At 69.2% G+C, this 20,058-nt stretch carries 15 protein-coding genes and 1 pseudogene; 8 read left to right on the forward strand and 8 right to left on the reverse strand.

What is annotated here, in order from left to right:
* The 8 genes and pseudogenes from tuf to otsB all read right to left on the reverse strand — a co-directional run.
* On the reverse strand, positions 1-1,039 hold a 1,039-nt coding region (gene tuf, locus ASF53_RS09790; protein WP_156635527.1), incomplete at both ends, for an elongation factor Tu.
* 1 nt (position 1,040) lies between these two features.
* A pseudogene (locus tag ASF53_RS27000) lies at positions 1,041-1,273 on the reverse strand (GTP-binding protein); the annotation flags it as partial.
* Between the two features lie 204 nt (positions 1,274-1,477).
* Positions 1,478-1,753 carry an RNA-binding S4 domain-containing protein gene (locus tag ASF53_RS09795; RefSeq protein WP_056197448.1) on the reverse strand — a complete coding sequence of 92 codons (276 nt, stop codon included), beginning with the start codon at positions 1,751-1,753 and terminating at the stop codon, positions 1,478-1,480.
* Between the two features lie 76 nt (positions 1,754-1,829).
* Positions 1,830-5,225: a helicase-related protein gene (locus tag ASF53_RS09800; protein ID WP_056197450.1), complete on the reverse strand. Its 3,396-nt coding sequence runs from the start codon at positions 5,223-5,225 to the stop codon at positions 1,830-1,832.
* A 189-nt stretch (positions 5,226-5,414) separates the two neighbouring features.
* Positions 5,415-5,759, reverse strand: a complete 345-nt coding sequence (locus ASF53_RS09805; protein WP_056197452.1) for a hypothetical protein — start codon at positions 5,757-5,759, stop codon at positions 5,415-5,417.
* A gap of 138 nt (positions 5,760-5,897) precedes the next feature.
* A complete protein-coding gene (locus tag ASF53_RS09810; RefSeq protein ID WP_056197454.1) occupies positions 5,898-6,794 on the reverse strand; it encodes a DUF3108 domain-containing protein in 897 nt (298 codons plus the stop codon).
* A gap of 378 nt (positions 6,795-7,172) precedes the next feature.
* Positions 7,173-8,174 carry a glucokinase gene (locus ASF53_RS09815; RefSeq protein WP_056197456.1) on the reverse strand — a complete coding sequence of 334 codons (1,002 nt, stop codon included), beginning with the start codon at positions 8,172-8,174 and terminating at the stop codon, positions 7,173-7,175.
* A gap of 147 nt (positions 8,175-8,321) precedes the next feature.
* Positions 8,322-9,089 carry a trehalose-phosphatase gene (gene otsB, locus ASF53_RS09820; RefSeq protein WP_056197458.1) on the reverse strand — a complete coding sequence of 256 codons (768 nt, stop codon included), beginning with the start codon at positions 9,087-9,089 and terminating at the stop codon, positions 8,322-8,324.
* Positions 9,090-9,175: 86 nt separating this feature from the next.
* On the opposite strand from otsB, the gene ASF53_RS09825 reads away from it, so the two are divergent.
* From ASF53_RS09825 to ASF53_RS09860, 8 genes are all read left to right on the forward strand, one after another.
* Complete coding sequence (locus ASF53_RS09825) at positions 9,176-9,670, forward strand: DUF427 domain-containing protein (protein ID WP_056197460.1); 495 nt, start codon at positions 9,176-9,178, stop codon at positions 9,668-9,670.
* Between the two features lie 72 nt (positions 9,671-9,742).
* Positions 9,743-10,960 carry a serine hydrolase domain-containing protein gene (locus ASF53_RS09830; protein WP_056197461.1) on the forward strand — a complete coding sequence of 406 codons (1,218 nt, stop codon included), beginning with the start codon at positions 9,743-9,745 and terminating at the stop codon, positions 10,958-10,960.
* 171 nt (positions 10,961-11,131) lie between these two features.
* Positions 11,132-13,105: a BCCT family transporter gene (locus tag ASF53_RS09835; RefSeq protein ID WP_056197464.1), complete on the forward strand. Its 1,974-nt coding sequence runs from the start codon at positions 11,132-11,134 to the stop codon at positions 13,103-13,105.
* Between the two features lie 513 nt (positions 13,106-13,618).
* Positions 13,619-14,092, forward strand: a complete 474-nt coding sequence (locus tag ASF53_RS09840) for a formate dehydrogenase subunit gamma (protein ID WP_056197467.1) — start codon at positions 13,619-13,621, stop codon at positions 14,090-14,092.
* Entirely contained in the window at positions 14,089-15,648 is a 1,560-nt protein-coding gene (locus ASF53_RS09845; protein WP_056197469.1) for a formate dehydrogenase beta subunit, read from the forward strand. The genes ASF53_RS09840 and ASF53_RS09845 overlap by 4 nt, the downstream gene beginning before the upstream one ends.
* Positions 15,649-15,660: 12 nt before the next feature.
* On the forward strand, positions 15,661-18,513 hold the full coding sequence (fdhF, locus tag ASF53_RS09850; protein WP_056197471.1) for a formate dehydrogenase subunit alpha: 2,853 nt from the start codon (positions 15,661-15,663) through the stop codon (positions 18,511-18,513).
* 206 nt (positions 18,514-18,719) lie between these two features.
* Complete coding sequence (locus ASF53_RS09855; protein ID WP_056198370.1) at positions 18,720-19,010, forward strand: formate dehydrogenase subunit delta; 291 nt, start codon at positions 18,720-18,722, stop codon at positions 19,008-19,010.
* 91 nt (positions 19,011-19,101) lie between these two features.
* The gene (locus tag ASF53_RS09860; protein ID WP_056197473.1) at positions 19,102-20,037 is read left to right on the forward strand and encodes a LysR family transcriptional regulator; all 936 of its coding nucleotides are present in this window, start codon (positions 19,102-19,104) and stop codon (positions 20,035-20,037) included.
* Positions 20,038-20,058 lie beyond the last annotated feature (21 nt).

Here is a 20,058-nt window from a genome sequence, read left to right on the forward strand (position 1 = left end):
GCGAAGCGCAGCTTCTCTTCCATGGCCACCGGCACGATCAGCACCACGTCCATGGTCACGTTGTCGCCCGGCATCACCATCTCGGTGCCCTCGGGCAGCGTGCACACGCCGGTCACGTCCGTCGTGCGGAAGTAGAACTGCGGGCGGTAGTTGGTGAAGAACGGCGTGTGGCGGCCGCCCTCTTCCTTCGTCAGGATGTAGGCCTCGGCCTTGAACTTCGAGTGCGGCTTCACCGAACCCGGCTTGCACACGACCTGGCCGCGCTCCACGTCCTCGCGCTTCGTGCCGCGCAGCAGCACGCCGACGTTGTCGCCCGCCTGRCCCTGGTCGAGCAGCTTGCGGAACATCTCGACGCCGGTCACCGTCGTCGTCGTGGTCGGACGGATGCCGACGATCTCMACCGACTCGCCGACCTTGACGATGCCGCGCTCGACGCGACCCGTCACCACCGTGCCGCGRCCCGAGATCGAGAACACGTCCTCGATCGGCATCAGGAACGGCATGTCGATCGGACGCTCCGGCTGCGGAATGTACTCGTCGACCGTCGCCATCAGCGCCAGAACGGCTTCCTTGCCGATCTTGGGCTCCTTGTCCTCGAGCGCCATCAGGGCCGAGCCCTTGGTGATCGGGATGTCGTCGCCGGGGAAGTCGTACTTGGAGAGGAGCTCGCGCACCTCCAGCTCGACGAGCTCGAGKAGYTCCTCGTCATCGACCATGTCGACCTTGTTGAGGAACACCACCAGSGCCGGMACGCCGACCTGACGGGCGAGCAGGATGTGCTCGCGGGTCTGCGGCATCGGGCCGTCGGCGGCSGACACGACCAGGATCGCGCCGTCCATCTGGGCGGCACCGGTGATCATGTTCTTCACGTAGTCGGCGTGGCCGGGGCAGTCGACGTGCGCGTAGTGGCGGTTGGTCGTCTCGTACTCGACGTGGGCGGTCGAGATCGTGATGCCGCGCGCCTTCTCTTCCGGCGCCTTGTCGATCTGGTCGTAGGCGGTGAAGGTCGCCCCGCCCCCCCATCGGCAACTACGCCGTGNGCGTAGTGGCGGTTGGTCGTCTCGTACTCGACGTGGGCGGTCGAGATCGTGATGCCGCGCGCCTTCTCTTCCGGCGCCTTGTCGATCTGGTCGTAGGCSGTGAAGGTCGCCCCGCCCGACTCCGCCARAACCTTCGTGATCGCCGCCGTCAGCGACGTCTTSCCGTGATCCACGTGCCCGATCGTGCCGATGTTGCAGTGCGGCTTGGTACGGGAGAACTTTTCCTTGGCCATCGTGCAATCCTACCGCGGGACCGGCCATGAGCCGGGCGTAAGAGTGCCTCGCAAAACTCCCGGGTCTCGGGAGCCCTCTCTCTGGCCTCGACGGCGCAGCGGGAGTTTTGTGAGAGACACTAAAGGCGCGGACCGATTAGAGGCTTGTGCGGCGATGATCAAGCGGCAGGTTTGCCGGGAGGGCGGATCGCGCCGCCTGAGGCGTCAGGACGCGGCCTCGCCGACCGGTTCGTAGAGGCGCTGCGCCTCCGGGGCGCCGCCGCGGCGCTCGCCGAGATAGAGCACCCGGACCAGCATCGTGCCGTGGGGGGCGGCCACGGTGAGCACGTCGCCGCAATGGATGGCTTTGGCCGGTGCGTCGGCACGGGTGCCGTTCACGCGGACATGCCCGTCGCTCACCAGACGGGCCGCCATCGAGCGGGTCCGCGCGAACCGCGCGAACCACAGCCATTTGTCGAGGCGCTGGCGCCCCGCGCTCATCCGGCGATCACGGCCGCCGGATCAGGCACGGCATCGCCGCGCCCGAAAACCGGCAACCGCTCTTCGGGCGGGCGCCTCAGCGCTTGCCCCCGTCCGATTCGAGCTTCGCCTTCAGCGCGGCGAGTGCCGCGAAGGGCGAATCGGGATCGGGCTGGCGCTCGCGGCGCGGCGGGCGCTGCTCGGCGTTGGGACGACGGGTCTCGTCGCGGCGTTCGGGACGGTTACGGCCGCCCTGATGCTCGCGGCGGGGACCGCCCCCCTCACCCTGGCCTTCGCGGCGGCTGTCGCCCCGGCCGTCGGCACGGGCCGGACGTCCACCCTCCGGGCGGTCCTCGCGGGGACGGCGCGGGCCGTCGTTGCGACGACCATCCTGGCGGCCATCCGGTCGACCCTCTTGCCGTCCCTCTTGCCGCCCATCCGGCCGTCCCTGGCCGCGACCGGGCCGCGGACCAGTGTGACGCTGCGGACGGTGCAGATGCCAGACCTCGACGGTCTCGGGCGCGGCCGGCTCGGCGGCGGCAGCGTCCGCCTCTGTAGCGGGCTCATCGGCCGGAATCGCCGAATCGGCGGCGTCCACCGCCTCGACCTCGCCGGTCGCCGCAGCCGCCTGCGCGGCGTCGGCGGTCTCGGCCGGCATCGGCGCGGCGGCCTCGGGAGCCGCGTCGGCCGTCTCGGCTTCGTCCGGCGCCGATGCCTCGACCGGGGCAGCGGCTTCGACCGGTGCTTCGGCGGGCTGTTCCGTGGCTGGCTCGGCTTCGCCCCCGGCGTCGGAGGTCGCCTCGGCCGGCGCCGTCTCGTCGCTCGGCTCGGCAGCCGCATCGACGGCGGTCGCGTCCTGCGACGGCGCCTGAGCCGTCTCCTCGGCTGAGGCTTCTTCGACCGATGTCTCCTCGGTCGCCGTCGCATCGCCGGCGGTCTCCTCGGTCGTCGCGTCCTGCGAGGCGACCGCGTCGGGGCGGGTGGCGGGGACGGTCGGCGCTGCCGCGACCAGGGGCACCGTGATGGCCGGGCCGGGGCGGCTCTGGGCGACGTAGCCCAGCGACTTCAGGATCGAGGCGAAATCCTCGCCCGAGCAGCCGACGAGCGAGGTCATGTTCACGGTCGCCACGAAGCCGTCGCCGTCCGCGCTGCCGGCCGGCGGCTCGCCCGGGGTCGTGCCGGGGCGGTAGGCGATGGCCGGGCGGATCAGGTCGGCGAGCCGCTCCAGGATGTCGACGCGCACCGCTCGCTCGCCGCAGACCCGGAAGCCGGCGGCACGGTAGAGGCCCTTGGCGATGTTCGGATCGACCTTGATCGAGGTGCGGCCGGAACTGGCCAGATGCGCGATCTCGTCGAGGCCGGGCTGGTCGAGGCCGCCATTCTTCAGCGCCCAGAGCTGGGCGGCGAGCGTGCGCGGGGCCGGCTTCAGCAGCGCCGGCAGGAAGATGTGGTAGGCGCCGAAGCGCACACCGTGACGGCGCAGATTCGCCCGCCCGTCCTGATCGAGGGTGCGCATCTCATGTGCCACCTTGGCCCGCTCCAGCACGCCGAGCGCCTCGACCACCTGATAGCCGATGCCGCGGGCGAGCCCGGTGAGGTCAGCCGCCGTCTCGATCTCCATCAACGGCCCGAGCAGGCGCACGACATGGGCGCGCAGCCACGCGGCCAGCCGCGTCTCGACCTTCTCGCGCGCGGCGCCGGACAGGCTGTCGTCGGCGATGAGGCGGATGCCGGGCTCGAACAGCTTGTCGCCCGGCGTCAGCTTGGCGACGGGATCGCCGGTCCAGCGGATGATCCCGTCATGCGAGAGCACCAGCGAGGCGTCGGCAGCCGAGGCGAAGCGGTCGGCCCGCGCCTCGATCTCGCCGGCCAGCGCCTTGTCGGCGGCAGAGCGCAGGGTTTTGGCTTCATGGCCCTCGGCTTGCGGGTCGGGCACGAATTGGAAGCCGTGAAGACGGCCCACATGTTGACCCTCGACGGTGACGTCACCGCCGGAGGTGATTTCGGCTTCCAGCATCGTCTTCTCTCTCAAGCGCCGCATCAGGACGCTGGTGCGCCTATCGACGAAGCGGCTCGCGAGGCGCTCGTGCAGGGCGTCGGACAATCTGTCCTCTACCCGACGCGTCTCGCCCTGCCAATGCAGAGGATCGAGCAACCAGTCGGGCCTGTTTGCCACGAAGGTCCAGGTCCGCCCCTGCGCGATGCGCTGGGACAGGGCGTCGATGTCGCCGTCGGTGCGGTCGATCATCGCCACATGGCGGGCGAACCAGTCGTTGGGAATGCGCCCCGCCATGCCGCGCATCAGGAAGCGGTAGAGCTGGGCCACGAGGTCGGCATGGGTCTGCGGATGGACCTTGCGATAGTCCGGCACGCCGCAGGTGTCCCAGAGGCGGCGCACCGCCGCGGGGTCCTTGGCCATGTCGCGGATGTCGTCCTCGCGCATCAGGATCTCGAACGCCTGCTGGTCCTCGCCCATCGGCGCGCGGGTGAGGCCCTGCTCGTGCGGATGCGCGTCGAGGCTCGCCTGCAGCCGTTCCAGCGAGGCGAATTCGAGATCCGGGTTGCGCCATTGCAGCATGCGCACGGGTTCGAAATCGTGAGTCTCCAGCGCCTCGATCATCTCCGGTTCGAAGGGCGGGCAGCGCCCCGTCGAACCGAACGTCCCGTCGGCGATGTGGCGGCCGGCGCGGCCCGCGATCTGGCCCATCTCGGCGGGGGACAGCTTGCGGAAGCGGGTGCCGTCGTATTTCCAGTTCGCGGCGAAGGCCACGTGATCGACGTCGAGGTTCAGCCCCATGCCGACCGCATCGGTGGCCACGAGATAATCGACGTCGCCCGATTGATAGAGTTCGACCTGGGCGTTGCGGGTGCGGGGCGAGAGCGCGCCGAGCACCACCGCCGCCCCGCCGCGCTGGCGCCGAATCAGCTCGGCGATGGCGTAGACCTCCTCGGCCGAGAAGGCGACGATCGCCGTGCGGTGCGGCAGCCGCGAGATCTTTTTTTCGCCCGCGAAGGTCAGGCTCGAGAGACGCGGGCGGGTCGTCGTCTGCACGCCGGGGATCAGCGCCTGCACCAGCGGCAGCATGGTCGAGGAGCCGATCAGCAGCGTCTCCTCCCGACCGCGGCGGTAGAGCAGGCGATCGGTGAAGACGTGGCCGCGGTCCATGTCGGCGGCGAGCTGGATCTCGTCGATCGCGACGAAGGCGACGTCGAGGTCGCGCGGCATCGCTTCGATGGTGCAGATCCAGTAGCGCGGCCGGTCCGGCTTGATCTTCTCCTCGCCGGTGATGAGGGCGACATTCTCGGTGCCGACCTTGGCGACCACGCGCAGATAGACCTCGCGGGCCAAGAGCCTGAGGGGCAGGCCGATCATGCCGGTCGGATGCAGAAGCATCCGCTCGATGGCCATGTGCGTCTTGCCCGTGTTGGTCGGGCCGAGCACCGCCGTGACCCCGCGCGCGCGGGCCTCGCGGTGAAGGGTGCGGAGCGTCATGCGGGGGCGGCGATCCCTACGGCGCTGAGGGCCGTCGGCGGAGCGGAGGGCAGCCGGGCGCGGGGCCCTGCATCGGAAGTCGGCCGCTCGAGCACCGTCCCGGATACCGGATCCAAAACGATGCTCCAGACTCTTGCTGTTGCATCATCTTTTTTCCGAAAGCCGGAAACCACCTTTCGGGATGATGCTCTAGCGGTACGGGGCGAGCCGCGGCGACCGTCCCTCATATGGGACGCCCGGCGCCGGCCCGCCAGCGGGGGCACCGATGCCGGGATAGGCGTAGATGTCGATCCGGGGCTGCGGCTGCTGCGGCGTGAGGTCCGTGCAGAGCGTGTCGGGCATCGCCGTGAGCGGGCCGCGGCGCGGCGGGCGGTGCTCGATCACCTGGGCGGAGGAGAACGCATCGGGGCCGCAATCCGGCCCGGCCGTGAGGGTGCCGCCGGCCCAGGCGATGGATGGGACGAGGAGGGCCAGGATGAGGCATGCGATCCGGAAAGGGCTGTTGCGGCGCCGCGGGGTCGTGCGTCGAAACATGGAAGAATCCTCTGACCGCCTCGAGCCTCGTTCGATTTCGCGACTCCGACCCGAACTCCTCATCCTGAGGTGCTGTGGAGCAGCCTCGAAGGATGAGGGCGAGAGCGGGATGGACGAACTGCATCCCGTTCCGAAGAACTACTGCTGCGACAGGCTCGCATCGGCGACGGCGGCCGGTTGCGCCTCGCCGCCGGTGGCGGTCGCTGTGCCCGTCCGCGTCCAGCGGGTCGCCTCGATGATATTGGTGCCGAGCGTGGTGCGCACGGCGATCCGCAGCGGCACCAGCACCCGCGTTCCCTCGACGGGGGCGAGCCAGACCGACATGTCGCGGTTGTCTTCCATGAACTTCACCCCCGGCCGGTCGGGCCGGTGGCCGGCGATGGCGACGTAGCGGGCGTTGCAGACCAGAACCGGCCCACTGTAGCCGGGCTTTTCCACAGCCCGGGTCTCGCCGTAGCTCAGGACCACGTTGAAGCGGGTGGCGCCGTCGAAGACGGGGAGCGTGCGGTTGCAGTTCTCCGGATCGGTGAGGTCGGCGCGGGCGCGGGCCGGCATCATCAGCGCGCTCGCCGGATCGATCACGCCGCGCTTGGCCGCGGCGGTGACCGGCACTCGGTCGCCGGTATCGAGCAGCGGCGGGGTCACCTCGGCCTGGGTGACGTTGCCGTTGGCCAGCGCCATGCGCACGGCGATGCCCGAGCTGCTGGTGCGGGTGGCGATCGAGAAAGCGCTCGGCAGCGGCGCCGCGGCGATGCTGCCCGAGGACCGGGCCGAACCCTGGCCGCCGGTGACCGCGCCGACGAGGCCCGTCAGCACCGCCGAGACATCCATCCGGTAGCGGGGGCCCTCGAAGGCCCCGGTGAGCTGGGCGTTGCCGATCGGAATGCCGGCGAGGTTGACGCTGTAATCGACGGCGACGCCCGCGGGGGCAGCCTTGGCCCTGTGGGCCCGCGGCGCGGCCTGCGTCCCGGCCGGAAGGGCGAGCGCCCCGGCGAGGAGAAGGAGGTGGGCGCGAAGAATGGGCTTGGCGCGCATGGTCTGGACTCTGGGCGGCTCCACGCTCCCGCGCCGTTCGGGACGAGACGGCTGGGACGAGGAAGCTTAGCGCCGGCCATGGTTAACAGACCGTTCGGCCGATGCCAGGGGGCTTTCGGCGGGTCGCGTGCGCTCCTCGACGAACGTGATTTCTCGCCCGAGGAGCTGACCGTCGAGATCACCGAGGAAGGTGCTGCTGAACGATCTCGATCGCGTGCCGTTGGAGCGGCTCGCCGCCCACGGCGTGCGGATCGCGCTCGACGGTTTCGGCATCGGCTATTCCGACATCGGCGATCTTCGCCGATGACCGATCCAGACGCTGACGCTCGACCGCCTGCTCACCGAGGACGTGGCGCAGGCGCACGAGGCCCGCCGGCCTTACCGCTGCGGCGTCCAGGCACGCCCGTGATAGACGAAGCGTTCGCTCTCGCTCGCCAGGGCCGCGAGGCCGCTGAAGGCGGGGTCCTTCACGGTGATGACACTGGTGGGGATGGTGCGCATCTGCCCGGCGAAGGGCGCCTTGCGCTCGAAGGCCTCGCGGAACGCGCCTTCCCGCAGGATGGGGACGATCCGCGGGGCGATGCCGCCGCCGATATAGACTCCGCCGGTGGCCAGGAAGGTCAGCGCCAGATCCCCGCAGACCCGGCCGAGCAGCTTGCTGAACAGTCCGAGCGCGGCATGCGCGTGCGGATCCTCGCCCGAGAGGCCGTTGCCCGTGATCTCGGCCGGGTCGCACAGGGAGCCGTCGCCGCCCGCCCGCACCGCGCGGATCGCCGCGCAGAGCCGGGCGAGACCGGGGCCTGAGAGCAGCGTCTCCACCGTGACCCGATCCTCGACGCGCTCGACCGCCGGCCAGATCGCGAACTCCTCGGCGTCGGTCGGCCCGAGATCGGTGTGGCCGGCCTCCGTCGAGACGATGGCGAGGCGGTCTTCATAGGGGATCAGGGCGGCGGCGCCGAAGCCGGTGCCCGGCCCGAGAACGAGGCGCGGCCCGCTGGCGTCGCTGCAAGTCGGGCCGATCGGCGTGAGGTCGTCGGGCGCGATGCCGGCCGCGCCCGCGGCGACCGGCACGTAATCGTTGACGAGGGCGACCCGCGCGAGCCCGAAATCGCGGCCGATCGCGGCAGCGTCCACCAGCCAGTCAGCGTTGGTGAGATGGACCGCCGGAGCATCGACCCGGCCCGCAATCGCCAGGATCGCCGAGCGCGGCGCGGGCCCGCCGCCCTGCGCCAGGGAGGCCCGGATCGCCGCGCTCGGATCGGGATGGCCGTGCGTCGCCTCGCGCGAGAGGAGACGGGGCGGCGCTCCCCTCGTTTCGATCAGGCCGAAGCGGGCATTCGTCCCGCCGATATCGCCGATCAGCACCGGGAACTCGAACATCCGCCTCTTGCCTCTCGTGGTGCTTTGCCGCGGGTCTTGTTTTTGCGTCGTCTCTTTTTCGAAAGCCGGCAACCACCCTTCGGGACGACGCTGTAACAGAGGGTGCGCCGGCCGTTCGGCAAGCCGTGAACGAAGCCGTGAAGGGGGTCAGGCGGCGGGCAGCGTGTCCGGATCGATGGGCGCGCCCTCGGCCCAGGCGGTGATCAGCGCGCGCACATCCGCGGGCGTGGCGAGGCGGCGGCCGGCCACGGTCTCGCCGTCGCCGATGCGCACGCTGATGCCGCCATCCTCGTTGACCGAGGCGAAGGCGATCTCGTCGGTGCGGTCGTCGCCGAGGAAGATCGTGCGCCGGCCGGCATAGGGGGCCGCCTCCGAGAAGGCGCGGATCGCGTGGCCCTTGGTGGCGTCGGCCGGCACGATCTCGCCGACCGCCTTGCCGAGTTGGAGCCGGTAGGCGGCGCCGAGATCGGCCGCGACCGCCTTCACGATGGTCTCGGCCGCCTGCGCATCGCCCGGCGTGGCGAGCCGCCAATGCACCGCGACCGAGGCGCCCTTGTCCTCGATCAGCACGGATTCGTAGCGGGCCGTCTCCGCGTGCAGCCGCTCGACGCCCGCGCGCAGATCCGGATGATCCTCCGGCCGTCCGCCGCTCCGATGACCGTCCACCCGGCGCTCGACGCCGTGCAGCCCGGCCACGTCGAACCGGGCGGGGCTCAGGAAATCGTCGATCACCGTGACCGGCCGGCCGGTGACGATGGCGAGCGCCCCGCCGAGCCGCTCGCGCAGGCGCTCTAGCGCGGGCACCAGGCCGGGATCGACCTGCACCGCGTCGGGGCGCGGGGCGATCTCGACCAGGGTGCCGTCGAAATCGAGGAACAGCGCGTAGTCTGCGGTTTGGCGTGCCTCTTGGCTCACGGCGTCGTCCTTCTTTCGGGCTGTCCATGCGCTAGCATGAGGGGCGGTTGCGACAAACCGCTGATGCGACACCAACGGAGGAGCCCGTGCGGCCCATCCCCGTCCGCCCCGGTCCGGGGCAGGAAAGCGTCTGGGACTATCCCCGCCCGCCCCGGCTGGAGTCGGTGCCGGAGCGGCTGACCGTCATCCTCGGCGGCCAAACCATCGCCGCGACCACGGAAGGCTTCCGTGTGCTGGAGACGAGCCACCCACCGACCTACTACTTTCCGCCCGAGGCGATCGCGGAGGGCGTGCTCGGGCCCCCGCGCCGGGCCGGGATCTGCGAATGGAAAGGCCGGGCGGTGCTGTTCGACGTGATGGGCGGCGCAGAGCGGGCGCCGGGGGCGGCCTGGGCCTATCCCGACCCGACGCCGGGCTTCCGGCCGATTGCCGGCTACGTCGCCTTCTATGCCGGGCCGATGGAGGCCTGCCTCGTCGGCGACGTGCGGGCCGAGCCTCAGCCCGGTGGCTTCTACGGCGGCTGGGTCACGCCGGGGCTCGTCGGCCCGTTCAAGGGCGGGCCCGGCACGATGGGCTGGTGACGGTTTTCGGGCTGGCGCCCCTCCATCCGGGGCCGCTACACGGGCCTCGGACACGAACGCGAGGAGCCGCGCATGCAGGTTGAGACCGATCCCCGAGACGTCGGCCTCTGTCCCGACCGCCTCGAACGGGTCGATGCCTGGATGCGGGGCTATGTCGAGAGCGGGCGGCTGGCCGGCCTCTCGGTGAGCGTGCTGCGGGGTGGCAAGACCGCCTTCTTCCGCGCCCACGGCCATGCCGACCTCGCGCGGGAGAGGCCGTTTGCCGCCGACACCATCACCCGCATCTACTCGATGACGAAGCCGCTGACCTCGCTCGCGGTGCTGATGCTCTACGAAGAGGGGCGCTTCCAGCTCGACGATCCGGTCGCGCGCTTCCTGCCGGAATTCGCCGAGATGCGGGTGATGACCGGCGGTAACCGGGCTAAGCTCGAGACCGAGCCGGCGCTGCGCGCCATCACGATCCGCGACCTCCTCACCCATACCAGCGGGCTGACCTACGGCTTCATGGAGGCGACCCTCGTCGACGCGCTCTACCGCCAGAACGAGATCGACTTCCAGACCTCGAACCTTCCGCTCGGCGAGCTCGTGGCAAAGCTCGCGCGCCAACCGCTCCTGGCCCGGCCGGGGGCGGAGTGGAACTACTCGGTCGCGACCGACGTGCTCGGCCATCTCGTGGCGGTCGTCTCGGGCCAGGATTTTGCCGATTTCATGCGGTCGCGCATCCTGCGCCCGCTCGGCATGGACGACACCGATTTCTTCGTGCCGGAAGGGAAGCAGGCGCGCTTTGCGGCGAACTACGCCTTCGACCGCGCCGGAAACCTTCGCCTCTACGACGACAGCGTCGGCAGCCGCTTCCTGGCGCCGCCGCCGCTGGCCTCGGGCGGGGGCGGGCTCGTCTCCACGGCGGGCGACTACCTGCGCTTCTGCCGGCTGATCCTCGAACTCGGCGAACTGGACGGCGTGCGGCTGCTCGGGCGCAAGACCGTCGAACTCATGCTGATGAACCACCTGCCCGGCGATCTCGCCGCCATGGGCCAGCCGCGCTTCGCCGAATCCTCCTATGCCGGCATTGGCTTCGGTCTCGGGTTCTCGGTCATGCTCGATCCCGCGCGCGCCCAGATCCTGGGGACGCCGGGCGAGGTCTCCTGGGGCGGCGTGGCGAGCACCTCGTTCTGGGTCGATCCCGACGAGGACATGGCGGTGGTGCTGATGACCCAGCTGACCCCCTCCTCCGCCCTGCCCCTGCGCCGCGAATTGCGGGTGCTGACCTACGCCGCCATCGAGAGCTGAGGTTCTTCACCGTCCCGGATGGGTCTCGGGAACGGAAGCGCGGCAATTAACATATGTGGATGGGCCGTTTCTCGGCATCGGAGCGGATCGCGTTCGCTTCGATGCCGTGCGACGCCCTGTATCCGCCGCGACCGGATCGTTCGAAGACATCAAAGGGAAGCCCGACCGGACATGAACGACCTCAACGACCAGCGCCCACTCGGTCGCCGGGGCCCGCGGATGCAGGTCAACCCGCCGGTCTTCTTCACCTCGGCCGGCCTGACACTCGCCTTCGCCGGCCTCAGCGCGCTGTTTCCCACACAGGCCAAGTCGATCTTCGACACCCTGCAAGCTACGATCGTGCACGAGTTCGGCTGGTTCTACATCGCCGTCGTCGCGGGCTTTCTCGGCTTTGCGATCTTCCTGATGCTGAGCCGCTACGGCGACGTGAAGCTGGGGCCGGACGATAGCGAGCCGGACTACAGCTACCTGTCGTGGTTCGCGATGCTGTTCAGCGCCGGGATGGGCATCGGCCTGATCTTCTTCGGGGTGGCCGAGCCGATCCAGCACTACGCTACGCCCCCCGTGGGCGAGGGCAAGACCATCGAGGCCGCCCAGCGGGCGATGGTGCTGACCTTCTTCCACTGGGGTGTGCACGCCTGGGCGATCTACATCGTCGTCGGGCTGGCGCTGGCCTATTTCTCGTTCCGCCGCGGCCTGCCGCTGACGGTGCGCTCGGCGCTTCATCCTCTCATCGGTGACCGGATCAACGGCCCGATCGGGCACGCGATCGACATCTTCGCGGTGCTCGGCACGATCTTCGGCGTCGCGACCTCGCTCGGGCTCGGCGTGCTTCAGGTCAATGCCGGCTTCACCCACCTGTTCGGCGTTCCGAACAACACCTTCGTGCAGATCATCCTGATCGCCGCCATCACCGGCTGCGCCACGCTCTCGGTCGCCTCCGGGCTCGACAAGGGCGTGAAGATTCTGTCCGAACTGAACATCATCCTGGCCGTCGTGCTGCTCGCCTTCGTGCTGGTCACCGGCTCGACGGTGTTCCTGCTCCAGGCCTTCGTCCAGAATGTCGGCGCCTATCTCGGGGCCGTGGTCGAGCGCACGCTCCAGACCTACGCCTACAAGCCCAATGAGTGGCTCGGCAGTTGGACGCTGTTCTACTGGGGCTGGTGGATCGCGTGGTCGCCCTTCGTCGGCATGTTCATCGCCCGGATCTCGCGTGGGCGCACCATCCGCGAATTCGTCACCGGCGTGCTGCTGGTGCCGGTGCTGTTCACCTTCTTCTGGATGACCGTGTTCGGCAACTCCGCCATCGAGATGGATCGCAGCGGCGCGGTGCCGCTGGCGCAGATCGTCAAGGACAACATGCCTGTTGCCCTGTTCGAGATGCTCGGGCATCTGCCGTTCGGCACGATCGCCTCGGGCGTGGCGATGCTGCTCGTGATCTTCTTCTTTATCACCTCGGCGGATTCCGGGGCTCTGGTGATCGACATGATCACCTCGGGCGCGGCTGACAACCCGCCGCTCTGGCAGCGGGTGTTCTGGGCGGTCAGCAGCGGCGCCATCGCCGCGGTGCTTCTGGTGGCGGGCGGGCTGGAGGCGCTCCAGACCGCGGCCATCGCCAGCGCCCTTCCCTTCTCCGTCGTGATGATCTTCATCTGCTACGGCCTGCTCCGGGCCCTCCAGATGGAGGGGCGCAGCGGCGGACTCGACCTGTCCTCGGCCGCCGCGTCGGGCGGCCTGTCCTGGCAGGACAGGCTGGCGGCCATCACCCGCTCCTACCGGAAGGAAGATCTCGAGACCTTCCTCGACGACACCGTCGCGCCCGCCCTCGAAGCGGTGGCCGGGCAGATGCGCGAGAGCGGCTTGTCGCCCGAAGTCGTGCGGACGGCCGAGCGGATCGATCTCATCGTTCCCTACGGGGACCGGGGCGCCTTCCGCTACGGCATCCGGGTGCGCGGATTGCGGAATCCGAGCTTCGCCTGGGCCGAGAACCCGTCGAGGTCGTCGAACCAGCGCCATTACCGCGCCGTCGTCCAGACCTCCGAGGGCGACCGCCCGCACGACGTCACCGGCTACGGCCGGGATCGGCTGATCGACGACCTCCTGAAGCGCTACGCGCAGTTCCGGGCGGTCCGGGGCGCCGCCTGAGCCGCTTCTCCGACGGGCCGTGGTTCGGCCCATCGGACACGCTGCGATGGGACACCGACGAGCATGATCGTCGGTGAGGCGCCGATACGCACTCAGGGGGCTGTGGAAGATTTCACCGCCCCCGCCTGTGCGACCGGCTGCCCATGACGCTCAGCATCTGAGCCGGCCATCGCCGCCTTTCACTGCGGATGCGGCCAACAACCCAGCGACGCACAATCTTGGCTCGCATGCCCGAAGGGACAGCGGGGCGTCCGACGCATGCCCGCATCTCACCTGTGCGACGGCCGCCGGATCTGCCACTTTAAGTTGATGTCAGCGCTCCCGTCCGGCCGCAGCGAAGAAAATTTTATAGCAATTCAAAAAATATTTGATGCCCGGTTAAGCGGATGATGCACTGCAACGGGCGTGTTTTGATCGAAGTTTTTTGTCGAGCCACGAGACAGCTTGATTGAACTTTAGTGCCAGCCCTGATTGGATCCGGCCTTAGAACAAAACCAAGTTGGGCAGGAAAACATGGCTGGTTCCGAGCCTTGGAACGCCTCACGCGCCGCGGGGATCGTGGCTGAGCTGCAATCTCTGGAAGGCGCGACTCTCCCTATATTGCATGCGCTTCAGGAAACGTTCGGCTATGTCGACGCCCAGGCGGTGCCGCTGATCGCCGACGCGCTGAACCTGTCGCGCGCCGAAGTGCATGGCTGCCTGACCTTCTACCACGACTTCCGGCGCGAACCGCCGGCCGGGCGCCACCACGTGAAGCTGTGTCGGGCCGAGGCCTGCCAGGCGATGGGCTCCGACCGGCTCCACGGCGAAATCCTCTCCCGCATGGGTTGCGATTGGCACGGCACCAGCGCCGACGGCGTGACCGTCGAGCCGGTCTACTGCCTCGGCCTCTGCGCCAACGCCCCCGCCGCCCTGGTCGATGACGAGCCGCTGGCCCGGCTCTCGGCCGAATCCCTCGACGCCGCCCTCAAGGAGGTTCGCGCGTGAGCATCACCGTCTACGTTCCGCAGGACGCCGTCGCCCTCGGCCTCGGCGCCAACCGCGTCGCCCGCGCGATCTTCGCCGGGGCCGAGCGTCGTGGTCTCGACGTGCGCATCGTCCGCACCGGCACCCGCGGCCTGCTCTGGCTCGAACCGATGGTCGAGGTCGCGACCCCTGAAGGCCGCATCGCCTACGGCCCGGTGACGCCGGCCGATGTCGAGGGCTTGCTCGATGCCGGGCTCACCGAGGGCGGCGCGCACGCGCTCCGCCTCGGCAAGCCCGAGGAAATCCCCTTCCTCGCCAAGCAGCACCGGCTCACCTTCCACCGCTGCGGCGTGGTCGATCCGGTCTCGGTCGAGGATTACCGGGCCCATGGCGGCTATCGCGGGCTCGAAGCCGCGCTGAAGCTCGAGGCCGAGGGCGTCGTCGCCCAGGTGCGCGATTCGGGTCTGCGCGGGCGCGGTGGCGCCGGCTTCCCGGCGGGCATCAAGTGGAACACGGTGATGCTGGCCCAATCGGACCAGAAATACGTGGTCTGCAACGCCGACGAGGGCGATTCCGGCACCTTCGCCGACCGGATCATGATGGAGGGCGACCCCTTCAACCTGATCGAGGGCATGACCATCGCCGCCGTCGCAACGGGGGCCACGCGGGGCTACATCTACTGCCGCTCCGAGTACCCGCAGGCATTCCGCACGCTCCGCGACGCGATCGCCAACGGCGTGCGGGCCGGTGTGCTCGGCGACAACATTCTGGGCTCCGGTAAAAACTTCCACCTGGAAGTCCGTCTCGGGGCCGGCGCCTACATCTGCGGCGAGGAGACCTCGCTGCTGGAGAGCCTGGAGGGCAAGCGCGGCATCGTCCGGGCCAAGCCCCCGATCCCGGCGCTGAAAGGCTTTCTCGGCAAGCCGACGCTGGTCAACAACGTCATGACCTTCACGGCCGTGCCCTACATCCTCGAGCACGGCGCCAAGGCCTATGCCGAGTACGGCATGGGCCGTTCGCTCGGCACCTTGCCGATCCAGCTCGCCGGCAACATCCGGCAGGGCGGCCTGATCGAGTACGCCTTCGGCATCACCATCCGTCAGGTGATCGAGGATTTCGGCGGCGGCACGGCCTCGGGCCGGCCGGTCCGAGCGGTGCAGGTCGGCGGCCCGCTCGGGGCCTATTTCCCCGACGATCTGCTCGACACGCCCCTCGATTACGAGGCGATGGCGGCCAAGAAGGGCCTCGTCGGCCATGGCGGCATCGTGGTGTTCGACGACACGGTGGACATGGCCAAACAGGCCCGCTTCGCCTTCGAGTTCTGCGCCACCGAATCCTGCGGCAAGTGCACCCCCTGCCGCGTCGGCGCCACCCGCGGCGTCGAGACCATGGACAAGGTCATCTCCGGCATCCGCCCGGAGGCCAACCTCAAGCTCGTCGAGGATCTCTGCGAGATCATGACCGACGGCTCGCTCTGCGCCATGGGCGGCCTGACGCCGATGCCCGTGATGAGCGCGATCACCAACTTCCCCGAGGATTTTCGGCGCGCGGGCGATCTGCCCGTCGCGGCCGAGTGAGGAGGCCCTCGCATGACCCTCATCAAGGAAATCGACTACGGCACGCCGATCCGGCTCAACGAGCAGACGGTGACGCTGACCATCGACGGCGAGAGCGTGACGGTGCCCGCGGGCACCTCGGTCATGGCCGCCGCGATGCATATGGGCACCAAGATCCCGAAGCTCTGCGCCACGGATTCGCTGGAGCCGTTCGGCTCCTGCCGCATGTGCCTCGTGGAGATCGACGGGCGGCGCGGCACGCCCGCCTCCTGCACCACGCCGGCCGAGAACGGCATGGTCGTGCACACGCAGACCGACAAGCTGCACCGCCTGCGCAAGGGCGTGATGGAGCTCTACATCTCCGACCACCCGCTCGACTGCCTGACCTGCGCCGCCAACGGAGATTGCGAACTGCAGGATACGGCCGGTCAGGTCGGCCTGCGCGAGGTCCGCTACGGCTATGACGGCGACAACCACGTCAAGCCGGCTTCCGACCGCTACCTGCCCAAGGACGAGTCGAACCCCTACTTCACCTACGATCCGTCGAAGTGCATCGTCTGCAACCGCTGTGTCCGCGCCTGCGAGGAGACGCAGGGCACCTTCGCGCTGACCATTGAGGGCCGCGGCTTCGACAGCCGCGTGGCGGCAGGCCCGACCAACTTCATGCAGTCCGAATGCGTGTCCTGCGGCGCCTGCGTCCAGGCCTGCCCGACCGCGACGCTGCAGGAGAAGACGATCCATCAATACGGCCAGCCGGACCATTCCGAGGTCACGACCTGCGCCTATTGCGGCGTCGGCTGCGCCTTCAAGGCGGAGATGCAGGGCGACAAGGTCGTGCGCATGGTGCCCTACAAGGGCGGCAAGGCCAACGAGGGCCATAGCTGCGTCAAGGGCCGCTTCGCCTACGGCTACGCCACCCACAAGGACCGCATCACCAAGCCGATGATCCGCGAGAAGATCACGGATCCGTGGCGCGAGGTCTCCTGGGAGGAGGCGATCAACCACGCCGCGTCCGAGTTCAAGCGCATCCAGGCGACCTACGGCCGCGACTCGGTCGGCGGCATCACCTCGTCGCGCTGCACCAACGAGGAGGCTTACCTCGTCCAGAAGCTGGTGCGCGCCGCCTTCGGCAACAACAACGTCGATACCTGCGCCCGCGTCTGCCACTCGCCGACCGGTTACGGCCTGATGTCCACGCTCGGCACTTCGGCCGGCACGCAGGACTTCAAGTCGGTCGAGGAATCCGACGTGATCCTCGTCATCGGTGCCAACCCGACCGACGGCCACCCCGTCTTCGGCTCGCGGATGAAGAAGCGGCTTCGCGAGGGCGCCCGCCTCATCGTCGCCGACCCGCGCAAGATCGACCTCGTGAAGTCGCCCCACATCCGGGCCGACCACCACCTGCCGCTCAAGCCCGGCTCCAACGTCGCCTTCATCAACGCCTTCGCCCACGTCATCGTCACGGAAGGGCTGATCGCCGAGGATTACGTCCGCGAGCGCTGCGATCTGGCCGAGTTCGAGTCCTGGGCCCGCTTCATCGCCGAGGAGCGCAACTCGCCGGAAGCCGCCCAGGCCATCACCGGGGTCGATCCGCAGGAGATCCGCGCCGCGGCCCGGCTCTACGCCACCGGCGGCAAGGCGGCGATCTATTACGGGCTCGGCGTGACCGAGCACAGCCAGGGCTCGACCATGGTGATGGGCATGGCCAACATCGCCATGGCCACCGGCAATATCGGCATGGTGGGTGCGGGCGTGAACCCGCTGCGCGGCCAGAACAACGTGCAGGGCTCCTGCGACATGGGCTCGTTCCCGCACGAGCTGCCGGGCTACCGCCACGTCTCGGACGACGCCACCCGCGAGAGCTTCGAGGCGATCTGGGGGGCCAAGCTCGATAACGCGCCGGGCCTGCGCATCACCAACATGCTGGATGAAGCCGTCGGCGGCACCTTCAAGGGGATGTACATCCAGGGCGAGGACATCGCGCAGTCCGACCCCGACACCCATCACGTCACCTCCGGCCTCAAGGCCATGGAGTGCATCGTGATCCAGGATCTGTTCCTGAACGAGACCGCCAAATACGCCCACGTCTTCCTGCCGGGCGCCTCGTTCCTGGAGAAGGACGGCACCTTCACCAATGCCGAGCGCCGCATCTCCCGCGTACGCAAGGTGATGGCCCCGATGGGCGGCTACGGCGATTGGGAGGGCACGGTGCTGCTCGCCAACGCGCTGGGCTACAAGATGGAATACACCCACCCGTCGCAGATCATGGACGAGATCGCGGCGCTCACCCCGAGCTTCGCCAACGTCTCGTACCAGAAGCTGGAGGAGCTGGGCTCGATCCAGTGGCCGTGCAACGAGAAGGCGCCGCTCGGCACGCCGATGATGCACGTGGACCGGTTCGTGCGCGGCAAGGGCCGCTTCATGATCACGGAATACGTGCCCACCGACGAGCGGACCACGGGCAAGTTCCCGCTGATCCTCACCACGGGCCGCATCCTCTCGCAGTACAATGTCGGCGCGCAGACGCGGCGGACCGAGAACTCCCGCTGGCACGAGGAAGACGTGCTGGAGATCCACCCCTTCGACGCGGAGATGCGCGGCATCGTCGATGGCGACCTCGTCGCCCTGGAGAGCCGCTCGGGCGACATCGCGCTGAAGGCCAAGGTGACGGAGCGGATGCAGCCGGGGATCGTCTACACGACCTTCCACCACGCCAAGACCGGCGCCAACGTCATCACCACCGACTATTCGGACTGGGCGACCAACTGCCCCGAATACAAGGTGACGGCGGTGCAGGTGCGGCGCACGAACCGGCCCTCCGACTGGCAGGCGAAGTTCTACGAAGAGGATTTTTCGCTGACGCGCATCGCTGAAGCGGCGGAATAGTCTTCCAACGGGGCGGCATTCGGCCCGCCCCCGACGTCCGGTCCTGTCCCTCATCCTGAGGTGACGGAGCCAAGCGGAGGCCTCGAAGGGGGGCTCCAGAACGCGCTGCGATCCCTGGAGCCCTCCTTCGAGGCCGCTCGCGCGGCACCCCCGGATGAGGGAGCGGGCGCGAGCGCTCTCCAATTCGATACAGCCGAGTGCAGGCGATGAGCGCGACCAATCCCAACGACAAGCTGGTGCGGATGGCCAACCAGATCGCCCTGTTCTTCCGGTCCTACCCGGAGGAGGAAGCGGTCTCGGGCATCCACAAACACATCGTGGCGTTCTGGACGCCGAAGATGCGCCGCGATCTCGAAGGCTACGCCGACGAGGCCGGCGAACGGCTCGACGCCCTCGTTCACCGCGCACTTCACGAAGAGCCGGCGGTCGAGAGCCCGGTGCGTCCGGCCACCCGCAACCCGCAGCTCGTGGGCGAGGGGGCCAGCGACGCGGGGTGAAGGCCGGCGGCCTGCGGCTTGAGAAGCCTGCCGCAATCGGCCTACCACGGCGGGAGCCCGCCCTCTCAGCGGGTGCCGGGGCGGCGCATCCGTGATCGACAAGCTCGAATTCCTCCTGGCGCTCGCCCGCGAGCAGCATTTCGGGCGCGCGGCGGAGACCTGCGGCGTCACCCAGCAGACCCTCTCGGCGGGGGTGAAGAGCCTGGAGGACCGTTTCGGCGTGCGCTTGGTTCAGCGCGGCTCGCGCTTCCAGGGCTTCACGCCCGAGGGCGACCGGGTGCTGGCCTGGGGCCGCCGCATCGTCGGCGATGCCCGTGCCATGCAGGACGACGTGGCCGCACTTCGCAAGGGACTCTCGGGCCACCTGCGGATCGCCGCGGTGCCCACCGCGCTGCCGATGGTGGCGGCGCTGACCACGCCCTACCGGGCCCGCTACCCGAATGTGCGCTTCAGCGTCATCTCCACGACCTCGGAGGAGATCTTCTCGCTGATCGACAACCTCGAGGCCGATGCGGGGCTGACCTATCTCGACAACGAGCCCCTCGGGCGGGTCATCGCCGTGCCGCTCTATACCGAGCACTACCAGCTCCTGACCGCGGCGGGCGGCCCCTACGACGACCGGGCCAGCGTCACCTGGGCGGAGCTGGCGAAGATCCCGCTCTGCCTGCTGACCCCCAACATGCAGAACCGCCGCATCATTGATCAGCAGATGCGGGCCGCGGGCGGTGAGCCGGCGCCGACCCTCGAATCGAATTCGATGGTGGTGCTGATGACCCATGTGCGCACCCTGCAATGGGCGAGCGTGATGCCGGCCATCCTTGCCGACGCGCTGGGGCCGACCGAGGGCCTGCGGGCGATCCCGATCGTGGAGCCCGACCTGCGCCACGCCATCGGCCTCGTCGCCCCGCGCCGCGACCCGGCGACCCCGATGGTGACGGCCCTCGTCAACGTCGCCCGCGCCGTGGCCCGGACCCTCGACGGCGAGGATCCGGTCCCGCCGGTACTGCACGGTTCCAGCCCGAGCTGAGATCTTGAGATCCCGAAGGGA

This window comes from Methylobacterium sp. Leaf123 (assembly GCF_001423405.1).
Taxonomy (GTDB): domain Bacteria; phylum Pseudomonadota; class Alphaproteobacteria; order Rhizobiales; family Beijerinckiaceae; genus Methylobacterium.